The sequence below is a fragment of the Pantoea sp. DY-5 genome (assembly GCF_019795955.1).
Classification (GTDB): domain Bacteria; phylum Pseudomonadota; class Gammaproteobacteria; order Enterobacterales; family Enterobacteriaceae; genus Pantoea; species Pantoea leporis.
Map to the genome: position 1 here is coordinate 196,443 of NZ_JAIMIE010000008.1, position 15,900 is coordinate 212,342.

Annotated in this window: 27 protein-coding genes; 26 read left to right on the top strand and 1 reads right to left on the bottom strand. The window is 50.6% G+C overall.

Annotated features, from left to right (window positions below):
* The first annotated feature begins 24 nt into the window (after positions 1-24).
* Positions 25-219 carry a YheV family putative zinc ribbon protein gene (locus K5Y30_RS22040; protein ID WP_007892203.1) on the top strand — a complete coding sequence of 65 codons (195 nt, stop codon included), beginning with the start codon at positions 25-27 and terminating at the stop codon, positions 217-219.
* Positions 220-412: 193 nt separating this feature from the next.
* Positions 413-967, top strand: a complete 555-nt coding sequence (gene slyD / locus K5Y30_RS22045; protein ID WP_049851962.1) for a peptidylprolyl isomerase — start codon at positions 413-415, stop codon at positions 965-967.
* Positions 968-1,011: 44 nt separating this feature from the next.
* Here the strand turns inward: slyD and K5Y30_RS22050 are convergent, their stop codons facing one another.
* Complete coding sequence (locus K5Y30_RS22050) at positions 1,012-1,230, bottom strand: protein SlyX (RefSeq protein ID WP_137386638.1); 219 nt, start codon at positions 1,228-1,230, stop codon at positions 1,012-1,014.
* A gap of 280 nt (positions 1,231-1,510) precedes the next feature.
* Here K5Y30_RS22050 and fkpA point away from each other — a divergent pair, with 280 nt between their 5' ends.
* The 24 genes from fkpA (at position 1,511) to rplX (ending at position 15,897) form a co-directional block, all read left to right on the top strand.
* Entirely contained in the window at positions 1,511-2,341 is an 831-nt protein-coding gene (gene fkpA / locus K5Y30_RS22055; RefSeq protein ID WP_101762637.1) for an FKBP-type peptidyl-prolyl cis-trans isomerase, read from the top strand.
* 174 nt (positions 2,342-2,515) lie between these two features.
* Entirely contained in the window at positions 2,516-3,238 is a 723-nt protein-coding gene (locus tag K5Y30_RS22060) for a transcriptional regulator (protein WP_007886240.1), read from the top strand.
* Positions 3,238-3,624 carry a sulfurtransferase complex subunit TusD gene (tusD, locus tag K5Y30_RS22065; RefSeq protein WP_110867598.1) on the top strand — a complete coding sequence of 129 codons (387 nt, stop codon included), beginning with the start codon at positions 3,238-3,240 and terminating at the stop codon, positions 3,622-3,624. Before K5Y30_RS22060 ends, tusD begins: the two co-directional genes overlap by 1 nt.
* Complete coding sequence (gene tusC, locus K5Y30_RS22070; protein WP_222186052.1) at positions 3,624-3,983, top strand: sulfurtransferase complex subunit TusC; 360 nt, start codon at positions 3,624-3,626, stop codon at positions 3,981-3,983. The genes tusD and tusC overlap by 1 nt, the downstream gene beginning before the upstream one ends.
* Positions 3,984-3,992: 9 nt before the next feature.
* A complete protein-coding gene (tusB, locus tag K5Y30_RS22075; RefSeq protein ID WP_222213396.1) occupies positions 3,993-4,280 on the top strand; it encodes a sulfurtransferase complex subunit TusB in 288 nt (95 codons plus the stop codon).
* Positions 4,281-4,406: 126 nt separating this feature from the next.
* Positions 4,407-4,781, top strand: coding sequence for a 30S ribosomal protein S12 (rpsL, locus tag K5Y30_RS22080; protein WP_006120575.1), 375 nt, complete (start codon positions 4,407-4,409; stop codon positions 4,779-4,781).
* Between the two features lie 96 nt (positions 4,782-4,877).
* A complete protein-coding gene (rpsG, locus tag K5Y30_RS22085) occupies positions 4,878-5,348 on the top strand; it encodes a 30S ribosomal protein S7 (protein WP_007886246.1) in 471 nt (156 codons plus the stop codon).
* Between the two features lie 93 nt (positions 5,349-5,441).
* The gene (fusA, locus tag K5Y30_RS22090; RefSeq protein WP_101762633.1) at positions 5,442-7,556 is read left to right on the top strand and encodes an elongation factor G; all 2,115 of its coding nucleotides are present in this window, start codon (positions 5,442-5,444) and stop codon (positions 7,554-7,556) included.
* 69 nt (positions 7,557-7,625) lie between these two features.
* Entirely contained in the window at positions 7,626-8,810 is a 1,185-nt protein-coding gene (gene tuf / locus K5Y30_RS22095; RefSeq protein ID WP_110867595.1) for an elongation factor Tu, read from the top strand.
* A 178-nt stretch (positions 8,811-8,988) separates the two neighbouring features.
* A complete protein-coding gene (gene bfd, locus K5Y30_RS22100; protein ID WP_008104746.1) occupies positions 8,989-9,183 on the top strand; it encodes a bacterioferritin-associated ferredoxin in 195 nt (64 codons plus the stop codon).
* 105 nt (positions 9,184-9,288) lie between these two features.
* On the top strand, positions 9,289-9,771 hold the full coding sequence (gene bfr, locus K5Y30_RS22105) for a bacterioferritin (RefSeq protein WP_101762566.1): 483 nt from the start codon (positions 9,289-9,291) through the stop codon (positions 9,769-9,771).
* 313 nt (positions 9,772-10,084) lie between these two features.
* On the top strand, positions 10,085-10,396 hold the full coding sequence (rpsJ, locus tag K5Y30_RS22110; RefSeq protein ID WP_006120582.1) for a 30S ribosomal protein S10: 312 nt from the start codon (positions 10,085-10,087) through the stop codon (positions 10,394-10,396).
* A 32-nt stretch (positions 10,397-10,428) separates the two neighbouring features.
* A complete protein-coding gene (gene rplC, locus K5Y30_RS22115; protein ID WP_008104741.1) occupies positions 10,429-11,055 on the top strand; it encodes a 50S ribosomal protein L3 in 627 nt (208 codons plus the stop codon).
* A gap of 10 nt (positions 11,056-11,065) precedes the next feature.
* Positions 11,066-11,671, top strand: a complete 606-nt coding sequence (rplD, locus tag K5Y30_RS22120; RefSeq protein WP_007891650.1) for a 50S ribosomal protein L4 — start codon at positions 11,066-11,068, stop codon at positions 11,669-11,671.
* Positions 11,668-11,970 (top strand): 50S ribosomal protein L23, encoded by a 303-nt coding sequence (rplW, locus tag K5Y30_RS22125; protein ID WP_007891652.1) that lies wholly within the window; start codon positions 11,668-11,670, stop codon positions 11,968-11,970. Before rplD ends, rplW begins: the two co-directional genes overlap by 4 nt.
* 17 nt (positions 11,971-11,987) lie before the next feature.
* A complete protein-coding gene (gene rplB, locus K5Y30_RS22130; protein WP_222213398.1) occupies positions 11,988-12,809 on the top strand; it encodes a 50S ribosomal protein L2 in 822 nt (273 codons plus the stop codon).
* A 16-nt stretch (positions 12,810-12,825) separates the two neighbouring features.
* Entirely contained in the window at positions 12,826-13,104 is a 279-nt protein-coding gene (rpsS, locus tag K5Y30_RS22135; protein ID WP_001138115.1) for a 30S ribosomal protein S19, read from the top strand.
* A 13-nt stretch (positions 13,105-13,117) separates the two neighbouring features.
* Positions 13,118-13,450, top strand: coding sequence for a 50S ribosomal protein L22 (rplV, locus tag K5Y30_RS22140; RefSeq protein ID WP_007891659.1), 333 nt, complete (start codon positions 13,118-13,120; stop codon positions 13,448-13,450).
* A 17-nt stretch (positions 13,451-13,467) separates the two neighbouring features.
* On the top strand, positions 13,468-14,166 hold the full coding sequence (rpsC, locus tag K5Y30_RS22145; protein ID WP_007891660.1) for a 30S ribosomal protein S3: 699 nt from the start codon (positions 13,468-13,470) through the stop codon (positions 14,164-14,166).
* A 12-nt stretch (positions 14,167-14,178) separates the two neighbouring features.
* On the top strand, positions 14,179-14,589 hold the full coding sequence (gene rplP / locus K5Y30_RS22150) for a 50S ribosomal protein L16 (RefSeq protein WP_015962145.1): 411 nt from the start codon (positions 14,179-14,181) through the stop codon (positions 14,587-14,589).
* A complete protein-coding gene (gene rpmC, locus K5Y30_RS22155) occupies positions 14,589-14,777 on the top strand; it encodes a 50S ribosomal protein L29 (RefSeq protein WP_007891662.1) in 189 nt (62 codons plus the stop codon). The genes rplP and rpmC overlap by 1 nt, the downstream gene beginning before the upstream one ends.
* Positions 14,777-15,031, top strand: coding sequence for a 30S ribosomal protein S17 (gene rpsQ, locus K5Y30_RS22160; RefSeq protein ID WP_007891663.1), 255 nt, complete (start codon positions 14,777-14,779; stop codon positions 15,029-15,031). The genes rpmC and rpsQ overlap by 1 nt, the downstream gene beginning before the upstream one ends.
* Before the next feature lie 169 nt (positions 15,032-15,200).
* Positions 15,201-15,572 carry a 50S ribosomal protein L14 gene (gene rplN / locus K5Y30_RS22165; RefSeq protein ID WP_006120590.1) on the top strand — a complete coding sequence of 124 codons (372 nt, stop codon included), beginning with the start codon at positions 15,201-15,203 and terminating at the stop codon, positions 15,570-15,572.
* Between the two features lie 10 nt (positions 15,573-15,582).
* Complete coding sequence (gene rplX / locus K5Y30_RS22170) at positions 15,583-15,897, top strand: 50S ribosomal protein L24 (RefSeq protein WP_007891664.1); 315 nt, start codon at positions 15,583-15,585, stop codon at positions 15,895-15,897.
* The last annotated feature ends 3 nt before the right edge of the window (positions 15,898-15,900 follow it).

Here is a 15,900-nt window from a genome sequence, read left to right on the forward strand (position 1 = left end):
TCACTAACGACGGCAGGAAACAGTATGCGTAAACAATTTATTGCCGGTGCGGTTTGCCCGCACTGCCAGGAAAAAGACACGTTGGCATTGTGGCGTGAGAACAATGTTGATGTGGTGGAATGCGTCGAGTGCGGTCATCAAATGCGGGAAGCGGATAAGCAGGTGCGCGATCAGGTTCGCAGCAATGAGCAAGTGATCGGCATTTTTCATCCTGAGTAGCGCAATGGCTCAGCTTTTTTTAAGCTTGAACTTACAGCGGGATTGAATTCCGTTACAATCGGCGCCATTAACGCTGAGCAGTATGCAACAACACATTTGTTGGCATCCTCAGTCTTGAACCTTTCTGGTTGGTTATTGCACGCAAAATTGACCAATGGGACGGGATCTTAGTTCTCAACGGTTAGGAGATATCATGAAAGTAGCAAAAGACCTGGTGGTGAGCCTGGCGTATCAGGTTCGTACCGAAGACGGTGTGTTGGTTGACGAGTCACCGGTGAGTGCACCGTTGGACTATCTGCACGGTCATGGTTCCCTGATTTCTGGTCTGGAAAAAGCGCTGGAAAATCATGATGTAGGCGATAAGTTTGACGTGCATATCCCGGCGAACGACGCTTACGGTCAATACGATGACAACCTCGTACAGCGCGTACCAAAAGACGTGTTTATGGGCGTTGACGAACTGCAGGTTGGCATGCGCTTCCTGGCAGAAACCGATCAGGGTCCAGTTCCGGTTGAAATCACCGAAGTTGAAGATGAGCACGTAGTGGTTGATGGTAACCACATGCTGGCGGGTCAGAACCTGAACTTCAACGTGGAAGTTGTGGCGATTCGCGCAGCAACCGAAGAAGAGCTGGCGCACGGTCACGTGCATGGCGCTGATGGTCATCATCACGATCATGACCACGACCATGGTCACGATCACGGCCAGGGCGGTTGTGGCACTGGCGGTTGCGGCTGCAGCCACTAATTAGTGTGATGCTGGCGAGGCCACCTTCGGGTGGCCTTTTCTTTTTAGTAATGTGGCGGCGGGGTTTCTTCAGATTGCGAGGCAATTATCGACGGCGCGCTATCTTTCACTTTATCGATTAACAGACGGACCTGCTCACGCAGTCTGATCATCTCCAGCTCATGCTGAACCACCGTTTGATTGAGCTGATCGATGGTGTATTCCTGAAAAGCCAGCTTGCTCTCCAGCGCCTCAAGGCGTTGTTCCCATTCTGTTGGTTGCATGATCTTTCCTCATCTTGCGGTGCTGCACGTTAGTCTGTTTCGGGCCTGATTCTACGGCCTTTCGCTTCAGAATCACCTGATATTTTACCTTTCCGCGCCATGCTGCATTGAAACGACGCATAACGCCTATATCTCTGATGAAACTTCCTGAAGCAAAAAAGGTCGGAGGTTGAACGGGTAATTACATTGTGGGAGTGTTCGCCGCTGCCACGTAAAGTTATAGTGTGGGCCTCAGTCCGCAATGATTCCCGAGGTTAGAGGCTTCGGTTTTGGAGAAAGGATGAATTCACTGTTTAAAGTCACATTGTTAGCAACCACCATGGCCTTCGCGCTGAATGCACCGCTGGCAATGGCAGCAGAAACCGCCGCTGCTCCAGCAGACGCCGCTCAGGCTGCGCCGCAAGCACCGAAAAATGCTGCCTTCAAAAACGAAGACCAGCAATCAGCTTATGCACTTGGCGCGTCCCTGGGTCGCTACATGGACAACTCTTTGAAGGAACAAGAGAAGCTGGGCATCAAACTGGATAAAGATCAGTTGATCGCGGGTGTTCAGGACGCCTTTGGCGGCAAGAGCAAACTCTCTGATCAAGAGATCGAGCAAACCCTGCAGGCCTTTGAAGGCCGCGTAAAAGGTGCTGCTCAGGCGAAGATGGAAAAAGACGCGAAAGAGAACTCTGATAAGGGTTCCGCTTACGCTGACAAATTCGCTAAAGAAAAAGGCGTGAAGAAAACCGAATCTGGCCTGCTGTATCAGGTAGAGAAAGAAGGTACCGGTAGCGCGCCGAAAGACAGCGACACTGTGGTTGTGAACTACAAAGGGACGCTGATCGACGGTACTGAGTTCGATAACTCTTATACCCGCGGTGAGCCGCTGTCGTTCCGTCTGGACGGTGTGATTCCGGGCTGGACCGAAGGTCTGAAGCACGTGAAGAAAGGCGGTAAAATCAAGCTGGTGATCCCACCGAACCTGGCTTACGGCAAAAATGGCGTTCCGGGTATTCCGGCCAACTCTACGCTGGTGTTCGATGTTGAACTGCTCGACATCAAACCCGCGCCGAAAGCGGACGAAAAAGCGCAGGCTCCAGTCGCTGCCGATCAGAAAGCACAGTAATCTTAACTTTCTGCATCACGCCGCCCTCGGGCGGCGTTTTTATTGCGGAGAAGAGAGTAAAGGTCTGGCTAAAGACCAGCACATTTGCCAGACTAGCGCCTGCACAATTATCACAATATGAGTCTGCCCCAATGCTGTCGAGACAGGCTCCAGCCATTTAGGGTAATGTCTTCGATGTCTAATCCATTCAATCCCGGTGAACTGACTGACTTCGATTTACTGGAGCAACGTCCGTTCGAGCAAGCAGATTACGATATCCTCAAATCCTACGAAGCCGTTGTCGATGGCCTGGCGATGTTGATTGGCTCGCACTGCGAAATCGTGCTTCATTCGCTGGAAGATTTGAAGTGTTCTGCGGTGCGTATCGCCAACGGTGAACATACCGGGCGTAAAGTGGGTTCGCCGATTACCGATTTAGCGCTGCGTATGCTGCACGATATGCACGGCGCCGACAGCAATGTCTCCAGAGCCTACTTCACGCGCGCGAAAAGCGGTGTGCTGATGAAATCGGTCACGATCGCGATTCGTAATCGCCAGCAGCGCGTTATTGGCTTGCTGTGCATCAACATGAACCTCGACGTTCCGTTCTCGCAGATTATGTCGACCTTTATGCCGCCGGAGATGCAGCAGGTGGATTCCAACGTCAACTTTGCCAGCTCGGTGGAAGATCTGGTGATGCAGACGCTTGAGTTCGCGATTGAAGAAGTGAGCGCTGACCGTAACGTCTCTAATAATGCTAAGAATCGCCAGATCGTGCTCAATATGTATGAGAAGGGTATCTTCGACATTAAAGATGCGATTAACCAGGTCGCCGATCGCCTCAATATCTCCAAGCACACGGTTTACCTCTATATTCGTCAGTTTAAAAGCGGTGATTTTCAGGGGCAGGATCGCTAATGCGCTACACCTTGCTGGTCACCGGACCGGCATACGGCACGCAACACGCCAGCAGCGCGCTGCTGTTTGCGCGTGCACTCATCAAGGCCGGGCACCAGCTGGAGAGCGTGTTCTTCTATCGTGAAGGCGTATTGAACGCCAACCAACTGAGCGCGCCGGCCAGCGATGAGGTGGATATGGTGCGTGAATGGCAGCAGTTGCGCGCTGAAAGTGGCGCCGCGCTGAATATCTGCGTGGCCGCAGCATTACGTCGTGGCGTAACCGACGCGCAGGAAGCCGCGCGCTTGCAACTGGCGGGCAGTAACTTGCAGCCGGGTTTTGAACTCAGCGGTTTGGGCGCATTGGCAGAAGCCGCGCTTAGCTGCGATCGTCTGGTGCAATTCTGATGAACCGCGTAGCTTTTCTATTTACTCAGGCACCGCACGGCAGCAGCGCGGGCAGGGAAGGGCTGGATGCTGTGCTGGCGACGGGCGCGCTAAGCGAAGATATCGGTCTGTTCTTTATCGGGGATGGCGTGCTGCAGCTCAATCGCGACCAACAACCTGAGCAAATTTTGGCGCGTAACTACATCGCGACTTTTGGCGTGCTGGAGTTATACGATATTGACCAGTGTTTTGTCTGCGCCGAATCCTTGCTGGCGCGCGGGCAGAGTTTGACGGCTGAACGTGTGTTGGCTGCTGAGGTGCTGGAGGCCGCATCGCTACGCGAAAAGCTGGCTTCCTATCATCGTGTTATTCGATTCTGAGAACTGATCATGCTCTATACGCTGCTGCAATCTCCCTGGCAATGCGACCTCGATAGCCTGCTGCATTTATTGCAGGAAGGCGACGATCTGCTTTTATTGCAGGATGGCGTCACCGCCGCTTTGGCTGGCAGCCAAATGTTAATCAAGCTCAGCGCATCGCCGGCTACGCTGTGGGTATTAGAAGAAGATGTGGCGGCGCGCGGCCTGGATGAGCAAATTTCGACCAATGTAGCACGTTTGGACTATACTGGTTTCGTTGCGATGACAGCGAAGCATCCACAACAAGTGGCCTGGTAAGAGCGAAAACCTGGTTATTTCTTGACACCCTTTTGACACAGCCCTAAAATTCTGCCTCCTCGTAGTAATACGAGGCGATTTATTACGTGTTTACGAAGCAAAAAGCTAAATCCCAGGAGCTATTTAATGGCAACAGTTAACCAGCTGGTTCGCAAACCACGCGTACGCAAAGTTGCAAAGAGCAACGTGCCTGCGCTGGAAGCTTGCCCGCAAAAACGTGGTGTATGTACTCGTGTGTACACCACTACCCCTAAAAAACCAAACTCAGCACTGCGTAAAGTTTGCCGTGTGCGTTTGACCAACGGTTTTGAAGTTACCTCCTACATCGGTGGTGAAGGTCATAACCTGCAGGAACACTCAGTGATCCTGATCCGTGGCGGTCGTGTTAAAGACTTGCCAGGTGTGCGTTACCACACCGTTCGTGGCGCGCTGGACTGCTCAGGTGTTAAAGACCGTAAGCAGTCACGCTCCAAGTACGGCGTGAAGAAGCCAAAGGCTTAATGGTTCTCCGTTAAGTAAGGCCAAACGTTTTAACTTAAATGTCAAACTAAACTCGTAGAGTTTTGGACAATCCTGAATTAACAACGGAGTATTTCCATGCCACGTCGTCGCGTCATTGGTCAGCGTAAAATTCTGCCGGATCCTAAGTTCGGATCAGAGCTGCTGGCTAAATTTGTAAATATCCTGATGGTAGATGGTAAAAAATCTACTGCTGAATCTATCGTCTATACCGCGCTTGATACCCTGGCTCAACGCGCTGGTAAAGATGGCCTGGAAGCGTTCGAGGTTGCTCTCGAAAACGTACGTCCGACTGTCGAAGTTAAGTCACGTCGCGTTGGTGGTTCTACCTACCAGGTTCCAGTTGAAGTCCGTCCGGTTCGTCGTAATGCCCTGGCAATGCGTTGGATCGTAGAAGCTGCTCGTAAACGCGGTGATAAATCTATGGCTCTCCGCCTGGCGAACGAACTTTCTGATGCTGCAGAGAACAAAGGTACTGCAGTTAAGAAACGTGAAGACGTTCACCGCATGGCTGAAGCCAACAAGGCGTTCGCACACTACCGCTGGTAACAGCAACGTAGTTGTTATAAACCCAGCGGGCGTCCCAGTGACTCACCTGCTGGGCTTTTTTAACTTAGAACGTCTAAGAATCAGAGGAATCAAATGGCTCGTAAAACACCCATTGAGCGCTACCGTAACATTGGTATCAGTGCGCACATCGACGCCGGTAAGACTACAACTACCGAACGTGTTCTGTTCTACACCGGTGTAAACCACAAAATCGGTGAAGTTCATGACGGCGCAGCAACCATGGACTGGATGGAGCAGGAGCAGGAACGTGGTATTACCATCACGTCTGCTGCGACTACCTGTTTCTGGTCTGGTATGGCTAAGCAGTTTGAACCACACCACGTAAACATCATCGACACCCCGGGACACGTTGACTTCACCATCGAAGTTGAGCGTTCTATGCGTGTGCTTGATGGCGCAGTAATGGTTTACTGTGCAGTTGGTGGTGTTCAGCCACAGTCTGAAACCGTATGGCGCCAGGCTAACAAATATAAAGTTCCACGCATCGCGTTCGTTAACAAAATGGACCGCATGGGTGCTAACTTCCTGAAAGTTGTTGACCAGATGAAAGTGCGTTTGGGTGCAAACCCAGTTCCACTTCAGCTGGCTATCGGCGCAGAAGAAGGTTTCACCGGTGTTGTTGACCTGGTGAAAATGAAAGCGATCAACTGGAACGATGCCGATCAGGGCGTTACCTTCGTTTACGAAGATATTCCAGCTGATATGCAGGAACTGGCTGAAGAGTGGCGTGCGAAGCTGGTTGAAGCCGCTGCTGAAGGTTCTGATGAGCTGATGGAGAAATTCTTCGGCGGTGAAGAACTGACCGAAGAAGAGATTAAAACTTCTCTGCGCAAGCGCGTTCTGAAAAACGAAATCATCCTGGTTACCTGTGGTTCTGCATTTAAGAACAAAGGTGTTCAGGCGATGCTGGATGCGGTAGTTGAATACCTGCCAGCACCGACTGACGTTACCGCGATTAACGGTATGCTGGACGACGGTAAAGACACGCCGGCTGAGCGTCATTCCGATGACAAAGAGCCGTTTGCTGCACTGGCGTTCAAAATCGCTACCGACCCGTTTGTTGGTAACCTGACCTTCTTCCGCGTTTACTCTGGTGTTGTTAACACCGGTGACACCGTGTTCAACCCGGTTAAGTCAAACCGTGAGCGTCTGGGCCGTATTGTTCAGATGCACGCGAACAAACGTGAAGAGATCAAGGAAGTTCGTGCGGGCGATATCGCCGCTGCGATCGGTCTGAAAGACGTAACCACTGGTGACACCCTGTGTGACCCAGACAACGTCATCATTCTTGAGCGTATGGAATTCCCTGAGCCGGTAATCTCTATCGCCGTTGAGCCGAAAACCAAAGCTGACCAGGAAAAAATGGGTCTGGCTCTGGGTCGTCTGGCGAAAGAAGATCCATCATTCCGCGTATGGACTGATGAAGAAACCAACCAGACCATCATCGCGGGTATGGGTGAGCTGCACCTCGACATCATCGTTGACCGCATGAAGCGTGAATTCAACGTTGAAGCGAACGTCGGTAAACCTCAGGTTGCTTACCGTGAAGCGATTCGCGCGAAAGTTACCGATATCGAAGGTAAACACGCCAAGCAGTCTGGTGGTCGTGGTCAGTATGGTCATGTTGTTATCGACATGTACCCACTGGAGCCTGGCGTTAATCCGAAAGGTTACGAATTTGTCAACGATATCAAGGGCGGTGTGATTCCAACTGAATACATCCCTGCGGTTGATAAAGGTCTCCAGGAGCAGCTGAAATCAGGTCCACTGGCTGGTTATCCGGTAGTTGATCTGGGTGTTCGTCTGCACTTCGGTTCATACCATGATGTCGACTCCTCTGAGCTGGCGTTTAAACTGGCTGCTTCTTTAGCCTTTAAAGATGGCTTTAAGAAAGCACAACCTGTTCTGCTTGAGCCAATCATGAAGGTTGAAGTAGAGACTCCGGAAGAGAACACCGGTGACGTTATCGGTGACCTTAGCCGTCGTCGTGGTATGCTCAAAGGACAGGAATCTAACGCTACTGGCGTTCAGATCCATGCTGAAGTTCCGCTGTCTGAAATGTTCGGATATGCAACCCAGCTGCGTTCTCTGACCAAAGGCCGTGCTTCTTACTCCATGGAGTTCCTGAAGTACGATGATGCGCCGAACAACGTCGCTCAGGCCGTTATTGAAGCTCGTAGCAAATAAGCTACGGTTTAAAAATTGTGAACTGATGCCTTCATGACTCATGAAGGCACAACGTAAGGAATTATCGCCATGGCGAAAGAGCAATTTCAGCGTAACAAACTGCACGTAAACGTGGGCACCATCGGTCACGTCGACCACGGTAAAACCACCCTGACTGCAGCAATTACTACCGTACTGGCTAAAACCTACGGCGGTAAGGCAAGCAAATTCGATGAGATCGATAAAGCGCCAGAAGAGAAAGCACGTGGTATCACCATCAACACTTCTCACGTTGAATATGAAACCCCGTCTCGCCACTATGCGCACGTTGACTGCCCAGGCCACGCCGACTATGTGAAAAACATGATCACCGGTGCTGCGCAGATGGACGGCGCGATCCTGGTTGTTGCTGCGACTGATGGCCCAATGCCACAGACCCGTGAGCACATCCTGCTGGGTCGTCAGGTTGGCGTTCCTTACATCATCGTGTTCCTGAACAAGTGCGACATGGTTGATGATGAAGAGCTGCTGGAACTGGTAGAGATGGAAGTACGTGACCTGCTGTCAGCTTATGACTTCCCAGGCGACGACACTCCAATCGTACGTGGTTCTGCTCTGAAAGCGCTGGAAGGCGACGCTGAGTGGGAAGCTAAGATCATTGAGCTGGCTGAGCACCTGGATACTTACATCCCAGAGCCAGTTCGTGCAATCGACAAGCCGTTCCTGCTGCCAATCGAAGACGTATTCTCAATCTCTGGCCGTGGTACCGTTGTTACCGGTCGTGTTGAGCGCGGTATCGTTAAAGTGGGCGACGAAGTTGAAGTTGTTGGCCTTAAAGACACTGTGAAATCAACCTGTACTGGCGTTGAAATGTTCCGCAAACTGCTGGACCAGGGTCAGGCAGGCGAGAACTGTGGTGTTCTGCTGCGTGGTATCAAGCGTGAAGACATCGAGCGTGGCCAGGTTCTGGCTAAGCCGGGTTCAATCAAGCCACATACCCAGTTCACTTCAGAAGTTTACGTTCTGTCTAAAGATGAAGGCGGCCGTCATACTCCGTTCTTCAAAGGCTACCGTCCTCAGTTCTACTTCCGTACTACTGACGTGACCGGTGACGTTCAACTGCCAGAAGGCGTTGAGATGGTAATGCCAGGCGACAACGTAAAAATGACCGTTACTTTGATCAAGCCAATCGCTATGGATCAGGGTCTGCGTTTTGCAATCCGTGAAGGCGGCCGTACTGTTGGTGCGGGTGTTGTTGCTGAAATTATCGCTTAATTGCGTTAATGTCGATGGCTGTTTCGGCAGTCATCGCAGCATGAAAAAGAGCACTTCGGTGCTCTTTTTTTATGTCTGAATTTTGCCGTTTCGATTAATCCCACATAAAAGCTGCGTTTGAAATAAAAACCATTCTCATTTACAATTTGATCATAAATTGTACGGGAGTCCGCAGTAAATGTACGTCTGCTTGTGTAACGCCGTGAGTGATAAAACTCTGCGCGAAGTGGTTCGCCGCTATCAACCCAAATCGATTCAACAATTGCGCCAGTTGGTTCCCATTGGAAAGCAATGTGGCAAGTGCGTGCGGTTTGCGCGTGAAATTATGGAAGATGAACTGCAAAACGTGCCGCTCTACAAAGAGATAGCTTAATAAAGTAATTCTGCACTTCCTAATACCCACAATAACTGTCGCGTTTTTTTGACTTCCTTTCATCCGCATCTACGCTCTATTTAGTTGGAAGCGGAGGAAGCAAAAATGAAGGGCGACAGTAAAATCATATTTCATCTCAACAAATTGCTGGGGAATGAACTGGTTGCGATTAATCAGTACTTCCTTCATGCGCGTATGTTCAAAAATTGGGGTCTGACCCGGCTCAATGACGTTGAGTATCATGAGTCAATCGATGAAATGAAACATGCGGACAAATATATCGAACGCATTCTTTTTCTTGAAGGAATTCCTAACCTGCAAGATCTAGGTCGATTACGCATCGGTGAAGACGTGCCGGAAATGCTGCAATCTGACCTGGCATTAGAACTGGAAGGCGCAAAGGATTTGCGTGAGGCGATAGCCTATGCCGACAAGGTTCATGACTACGTCAGCAGAGACATGATGATTGAGATTCTTACGGAAGAGGAAGGGCACATAGACTGGCTGGAAACGGAACTCGATCTGGTGAACAAACTCGGCCTGCAAAATTATCTTCAGTCTCAATTAAAAGATCAGAACGAACATTAGCCATATGCCCATCGTCACGCAAGCCCGCTCAGTCTAAACGATTGCTGCGGGTTTTTTTCGGTCTGTAACCAGATTGATGTGGTTAAAAACACAACACGGGTTGCTTCCTGAACTGATTTACGTATAATGCGCGGGCCTGCCGATATTGGTGTGGCGCGATTCGAGCAGAATCGCAGGGGATAGCTGTTTATGTATCGCCTAACAATACTCCCAATTGGGGAGTTATATGCTGAACGATTACACTCCTCCATCAATCGTAATGGATGCGGGTAGTAATTCTTTTCGTTTATAAAATGTTTGGAGCCTTGGTCTCATGTCGAACCAAAGAATCCGTATCCGTCTTAAAGCGTTTGATCATCGCCTGATCGATCAATCAACCGCGGAAATCGTTGAGACTGCCAAGCGCACTGGTGCGCAGGTACGTGGTCCGATCCCGCTGCCAACCCGCAAAGAGCGTTTTACCGTTCTGATCTCTCCGCACGTTAACAAAGACGCGCGTGATCAGTACGAAATCCGCACTCACAAGCGTCTGGTAGACATCGTTGAGCCAACTGAAAAAACCGTTGATGCTCTGATGCGTCTGGACCTGGCTGCCGGTGTTGACGTGCAGATCAGCCTGGGTTAATCAGGTCATCGAGCGATTGAGAGGTTGATACAATGATTGGTTTAGTCGGTAAAAAAGTGGGTATGACCCGCATCTTCACTGAAGATGGCGTTTCAATCCCAGTAACCGTTATCGAAGTTGAAGCAAACCGCGTTACTCAGGTCAAAGGCCTGGACAACGATGGTTACCAAGCTATTCAGGTTACCACCGGTGCTAAAAAAGCAAGCCGTGTGAGCAAGCCTGAAGCAGGTCATTTTGCTAAAGCTGGCGTTGACGCTGGCCGTGGTCTGTGGGAATTCCGCACCGAAGGTGAAGATTTCTCTGTTGGCCAGAGCATCAGTGTTGAAATTTTCGCTGACGTTAAAAAAGTAGACGTTACCGGTACCTCTAAAGGTAAAGGTTTCGCAGGTACCGTTAAGCGCTGGAACTTCCGTACCCAGGACGCTACACACGGTAACTCCTTGTCACACCGCGTTCCGGGTTCTATCGGTCAGAACCAGACTCCGGGCAAAGTGTTCAAAGGCAAGAAAATGGCTGGTCAGCTGGGTAATGAGCGCGTAACCGTTCAGAGCCTGGAAGTAGTACGTGTTGACGCTGAGCGCAACCTGCTGCTGGTCAAAGGTGGCGTCCCGGGTGCAACTGGGTGCGATCTGATTGTTAAACCAGCTGTGAAGGCGTAAGGGGATAGCAATGGAATTAGTACTGAAAGACGCGCAGAGCGCGCTGACTGTTTCCGAAACTACCTTCGGTCGTGATTTCAACGAAGCGCTGGTTCACCAGGTTGTTGTTGCTTATGCCGCTGGTGCTCGTCAGGGTACTCGTGCGCAGAAGACTCGTGCTGAAGTTACTGGTTCAGGTAAAAAGCCTTGGCGCCAGAAAGGTACCGGCCGTGCGCGTTCAGGTTCTGTAAAGAGCCCGATCTGGCGTTCAGGTGGCGTAACCTTCGCTGCACGTCCACAGGACCACAGTCAAAAAGTTAACAAAAAGATGTACCGCGGCGCGCTGAAAAGCATCCTGTCCGAGCTGGTACGTCAGGACCGTCTGATCGTTGTCGAGACGTTCTCTGTAGAAGCGCCTAAAACTAAGCTGCTGGTACAGAAACTGAAAGACATGGCGCTGCAAGATGTGCTGATCATCACCGGTGAACTGGATGAGAATCTGTTCCTGGCTGCGCGTAACCTGTACAAGGTTGACGTGCGTGATGCAGCGGGCATCGACCCAGTTAGCCTGATCGCCTTCGACAAAGTCGTTATGACTGCGGAAGCAGTTAAGCAAGTTGAGGAGATGCTGGCATGATCCGTGAAGAACGTCTGCTGAAAGTAGTGCGTGCACCGCACGTATCAGAAAAAGCATCTACTGCGATGGAAAAAACCAATACCATCGTTCTCAAAGTTGCTAAAGACGCGACCAAAGCAGAGATCGTTGCTGCTGTTGAGAAGCTGTTCGAAGTGGAAGTTAAAGACGTAAACACCCTGGTAGTTAAAGGGAAAGTTAAGCGTCACGGACAGCGTATCGGTCGTCGTAGCGACTGGAAAAAAGCTTACGTCACCCTGAAGGAAGGCCAGAATCTGGACTTCGTCGGCGGCGCTGAGTAAGTCGGAGGAGAAAGACAATGGCAGTTGTTAAATGTAAACCGACATCTCCGGGTCGTCGCCACGTAGTTAAAGTGGTGAACCCAGAGCTGCACAAGGGCAAACCATTTGCTCCGCTGGTAGAAAAAAACAGCAAATCCGGTGGTCGTAACAACAATGGTCGTATCACTACCCGTCATATCGGTGGTGGTCATAAGCAGGCTTACCGTATTGTTGACTTCAAACGCAACAAAGATGGTATCCCAGCAGTTGTTGAGCGTCTTGAGTACGATCCGAACCGTTCTGCGAACATCGCACTGGTTCTGTACAAAGATGGCGAGCGCCGTTACATCCTAGCCCCTAAAGGCCTGAAAGCCGGCGATCAGGTTCAATCTGGCGTTGATGCTGCGATTAAAGCAGGTAACACCCTGCCGATGCGTAACATCCCGGTGGGTTCTACCGTTCATAACGTAGAAATGAAACCAGGCAAAGGCGGTCAGATTGCTCGCTCAGCTGGTACTTACGTGCAGATCGTTGCGCGTGAAGGTTCCTACGTTACCCTGCGTCTGCGTTCAGGCGAAATGCGCAAAGTTGAATCCGAATGTCGTGCAACTCTTGGCGAAGTTGGCAACTCTGAGCACATGCTGCGCGTATTGGGTAAAGCTGGTGCAACCCGTTGGCGTGGTGTTCGTCCTACCGTTCGCGGTACTGCGATGAACCCAGTCGATCACCCGCACGGTGGTGGTGAAGGTCGTAACTTTGGTAAGCACCCGGTAACTCCGTGGGGCGTTCAGACCAAAGGTAAGAAGACCCGTAGCAACAAGCGTACTGATAAATTTATCGTACGTCGCCGTAGCAAATAATTTTAGAGGATAAGCCATGCCACGTTCTCTCAAGAAAGGTCCTTTTATTGACCTGCACTTGCTGAAGAAGGTAGAGAAAGCGGTGGAAAGCGGTGACAAGAAGCCCCTGCGCACTTGGTCCCGTCGTTCAACGATCTTCCCTAACATGATCGGTTTGACCATCGCTGTCCATAATGGTCGTCAGCACGTTCCTGTCTTTGTTTCCGACGAAATGGTCGGCCACAAACTGGGTGAATTTGCACCGACACGTACTTATCGCGGCCATGCTGCAGATAAGAAAGCCAAGAAGAAATAAGTAGGAGGAAGAGATGGAAACTATTGCCCAACATCGCCATGCTCGTTCTTCTGCTCAGAAGGTTCGCCTGGTGGCAGACCTGATTCGCGGTAAGAAAGTGTCGCAGGCTCTGGATATTCTGACCTACACCAACAAGAAAGCTGCTGTGTTGGTTAAGAAAGTCCTGGAATCTGCCATTGCGAACGCCGAACACAACGATGGCGCTGATATCGACGATCTGAAAGTCGCGAAAATCTTCGTAGACGAAGGCCCAAGCATGAAGCGCATTATGCCGCGTGCGAAAGGTCGTGCAGATCGCATCCTGAAGCGCACCAGCCACATTACTGTGGTTGTGTCCGATCGCTGAGACTCTGGAGACTAGCAATGGGTCAGAAAGTACATCCTAATGGTATTCGCCTGGGTATTGTAAAACCATGGAACTCTACCTGGTTTGCGAACACCAAAGAATTCGCTGACAACCTGGACAGCGATTTTAAAGTCCGTCAGTTCCTGACCAAGGAACTGTCTAAAGCGTCTGTATCTCGTATCGTTATCGAGCGTCCGGCTAAGAGCATCCGTGTGACTATTCACACTGCTCGCCCGGGTATCGTTATCGGTAAAAAAGGTGAAGACGTAGAAAAACTGCGTACGGTCGTCGCGAAAATCGCTGGCGTTCCTGCACAGATCAACATCGCCGAAGTCCGTAAGCCGGAACTGGACGCTAAATTGGTTGCTGATAGCATCACTTCACAGCTGGAGCGTCGTGTGATGTTCCGTCGTGCTATGAAGCGTGCTGTACAGAACGCAATGCGTCTGGGCGCGAAGGGTATTAAAGTCGAAGTCAGCGGCCGTTTGGGCGGTGCCGAGATCGCACGTACCGAATGGTACCGTGAAGGTCGCGTACCGTTGCACACACTGCGTGCAGACATTGACTACAACACCTCTGAAGCGCACACCACTTATGGTGTAATCGGCGTTAAGGTATGGATCTTCAAAGGCGAGATCCTGGGTGGTATGGCTGCTGTTGAACAACCGGAACCGGCTGCTCAACCTAAAAAGCAGCAGCGTAAAGGCCGTAAGTAAGGAGAGTCGCTGATGTTACAACCAAAGCGTACGAAATTCCGTAAAGTGCACAAAGGCCGCAACCGTGGTCTGGCGCAAGGTACGGATGTCAGCTTCGGTACTTTCGGTCTGAAAGCTGTTGGCCGTGGTCGTCTGACTGCTCGTCAGATCGAAGCAGCACGTCGTGCTATGACCCGTGCAGTTAAGCGTCAAGGTAAAATTTGGATCCGTGTATTCCCGGACAAACCAATTACCGAGAAGCCGCTGGAAGTGCGTATGGGTAAAGGTAAGGGTAACGTGGAGTATTGGGTTGCCCTCATTCAACCGGGTAAAGTCCTGTATGAAATGGACGGAGTTTCGGAAGAATTGGCCCGTGAAGCCTTCAAGCTGGCAGCAGCAAAACTGCCTATCAAAACCACCTTTGTTACTAAGACGGTGATGTAATGAAAGCAAATGAGCTGCGTGAAAAAAGCGTTGAAGAGCTGAATACTGAGCTACTTAACCTGCTGCGTGAGCAGTTTAACCTGCGCATGCAAGCAGCATCCGGCCAACTTCAGCAAACCCATCTGCTGAAAGAAGTTCGCCGTAATGTTGCACGTGTTAAGACTTTACTGACTGAGAAGGCGGCGTAATGACCGATAAAATCCGTACTCTGCAGGGTCGTGTTATTAGTGACAAAATGCAGAAATCTGCAGTTGTTGCTATCGAACGTGTCGTGAAACACCCGATCTACGGTAAATTCATCAAGCGTACGACTAAGCTGCACATCCATGACGAGAACAACGAATGCGGTATTGGTGACGTGGTTGAAATCCGCGAAACCCGTCCGCTGTCCAAGACTAAGTCTTGGACGCTGGTTCGCGTTGTAGAGAAAGCGGTTCTGTAATAGAATCCGTTTCCTCTAAAAAATAAAACGAACGGCTCGTCTGAGCCGTTCGTTTTTTCTACCCATGTGCGAGAACCGGTGTTATAATGCCGCGCCCTCAATTATGGGGCTTTTTAACGACCTGAGGTTTGGGTCCCGAAGTAGTAGTTGACATTAGCGGAGCACTAAAATGATCCAAGAACAGACTATGCTGAACGTCGCCGACAACTCCGGTGCACGTCGCGTAATGTGTATCAAGGTTCTGGGTGGCTCGCACCGTCGCTACGCAGGCGTCGGCGATATCATCAAAGTGACCATCAAGGAAGCAATTCCTCGTGGCAAGGTGAAAAAAGGTGATGTCCTGAAAGCGGTAGTGGTGCGCACCAGGAAGGGTGTTCGTCGCCCGGACGGTTCTGTCATTCGCTTCGATGGTAATGCATGCGTTATTTTAAACAATAACAGCGAGCAACCTATCGGTACGCGTATTTTTGGGCCGGTAACTCGTGAACTTCGTACTGAAAAGTTCATGAAAATTATCTCTCTGGCACCAGAAGTACTCTAAGGAGCGAGCAATGGCAGCGAAAATCCGTCGTAACGACGAAGTTATCGTGCTTACCGGCAAAGACAAAGGTAAACGCGGTAAAGTAAAGAACGTCCTGACTTCTGGTAAAGTCATCGTTGAAGGTATCAACCTGGTTAAGAAACATCAGAAGCCGGTTCCGGCCCTGAACCAGCCAGGTGGCATCGTTGAAAAAGAAGCGGCTATTCAAGCTTCCAACGTTGCACTCTTCAATGCGGCAACCGGCAAGGCTGACCGTGTAGGCTTTAGATTCGAAGACGGCAAAAAAGTCCGTTTCTTCAAGTCTAATAGCGAAACTATCAAGTAATTT

Coding starts and splice junctions, on each gene's coding strand:
- tusB (WP_222213396.1), top strand. CDS start 3,993: ATGCTCTATACGCTGCTGCAATCTCCCTGGCAATGCGACCTCGATAGC.
- K5Y30_RS22050 (WP_137386638.1), bottom strand. CDS start 1,230: ATGCAACCAACAGAATGGGAACAACGCCTTGAGGCGCTGGAGAGCAAG.
- rplX (WP_007891664.1), top strand. CDS start 15,583: ATGGCAGCGAAAATCCGTCGTAACGACGAAGTTATCGTGCTTACCGGC.
- rplB (WP_222213398.1), top strand. CDS start 11,988: ATGGCAGTTGTTAAATGTAAACCGACATCTCCGGGTCGTCGCCACGTA.
- tuf (WP_110867595.1), top strand. CDS start 7,626: ATGGCGAAAGAGCAATTTCAGCGTAACAAACTGCACGTAAACGTGGGC.
- rpsS (WP_001138115.1), top strand. CDS start 12,826: ATGCCACGTTCTCTCAAGAAAGGTCCTTTTATTGACCTGCACTTGCTG.
- rpsC (WP_007891660.1), top strand. CDS start 13,468: ATGGGTCAGAAAGTACATCCTAATGGTATTCGCCTGGGTATTGTAAAA.
- rplW (WP_007891652.1), top strand. CDS start 11,668: ATGATCCGTGAAGAACGTCTGCTGAAAGTAGTGCGTGCACCGCACGTA.
- rplD (WP_007891650.1), top strand. CDS start 11,066: ATGGAATTAGTACTGAAAGACGCGCAGAGCGCGCTGACTGTTTCCGAA.
- tusD (WP_110867598.1), top strand. CDS start 3,238: ATGCGCTACACCTTGCTGGTCACCGGACCGGCATACGGCACGCAACAC.
- K5Y30_RS22040 (WP_007892203.1), top strand. CDS start 25: ATGCGTAAACAATTTATTGCCGGTGCGGTTTGCCCGCACTGCCAGGAA.
- slyD (WP_049851962.1), top strand. CDS start 413: ATGAAAGTAGCAAAAGACCTGGTGGTGAGCCTGGCGTATCAGGTTCGT.
- bfd (WP_008104746.1), top strand. CDS start 8,989: ATGTACGTCTGCTTGTGTAACGCCGTGAGTGATAAAACTCTGCGCGAA.
- rpsL (WP_006120575.1), top strand. CDS start 4,407: ATGGCAACAGTTAACCAGCTGGTTCGCAAACCACGCGTACGCAAAGTT.
- rplN (WP_006120590.1), top strand. CDS start 15,201: ATGATCCAAGAACAGACTATGCTGAACGTCGCCGACAACTCCGGTGCA.
- rpsG (WP_007886246.1), top strand. CDS start 4,878: ATGCCACGTCGTCGCGTCATTGGTCAGCGTAAAATTCTGCCGGATCCT.
- rplP (WP_015962145.1), top strand. CDS start 14,179: ATGTTACAACCAAAGCGTACGAAATTCCGTAAAGTGCACAAAGGCCGC.
- rpmC (WP_007891662.1), top strand. CDS start 14,589: ATGAAAGCAAATGAGCTGCGTGAAAAAAGCGTTGAAGAGCTGAATACT.
- rplV (WP_007891659.1), top strand. CDS start 13,118: ATGGAAACTATTGCCCAACATCGCCATGCTCGTTCTTCTGCTCAGAAG.
- fusA (WP_101762633.1), top strand. CDS start 5,442: ATGGCTCGTAAAACACCCATTGAGCGCTACCGTAACATTGGTATCAGT.
- bfr (WP_101762566.1), top strand. CDS start 9,289: ATGAAGGGCGACAGTAAAATCATATTTCATCTCAACAAATTGCTGGGG.
- rpsQ (WP_007891663.1), top strand. CDS start 14,777: ATGACCGATAAAATCCGTACTCTGCAGGGTCGTGTTATTAGTGACAAA.
- tusC (WP_222186052.1), top strand. CDS start 3,624: ATGAACCGCGTAGCTTTTCTATTTACTCAGGCACCGCACGGCAGCAGC.
- rplC (WP_008104741.1), top strand. CDS start 10,429: ATGATTGGTTTAGTCGGTAAAAAAGTGGGTATGACCCGCATCTTCACT.
- rpsJ (WP_006120582.1), top strand. CDS start 10,085: ATGTCGAACCAAAGAATCCGTATCCGTCTTAAAGCGTTTGATCATCGC.
- fkpA (WP_101762637.1), top strand. CDS start 1,511: ATGAATTCACTGTTTAAAGTCACATTGTTAGCAACCACCATGGCCTTC.
- K5Y30_RS22060 (WP_007886240.1), top strand. CDS start 2,516: ATGTCTAATCCATTCAATCCCGGTGAACTGACTGACTTCGATTTACTG.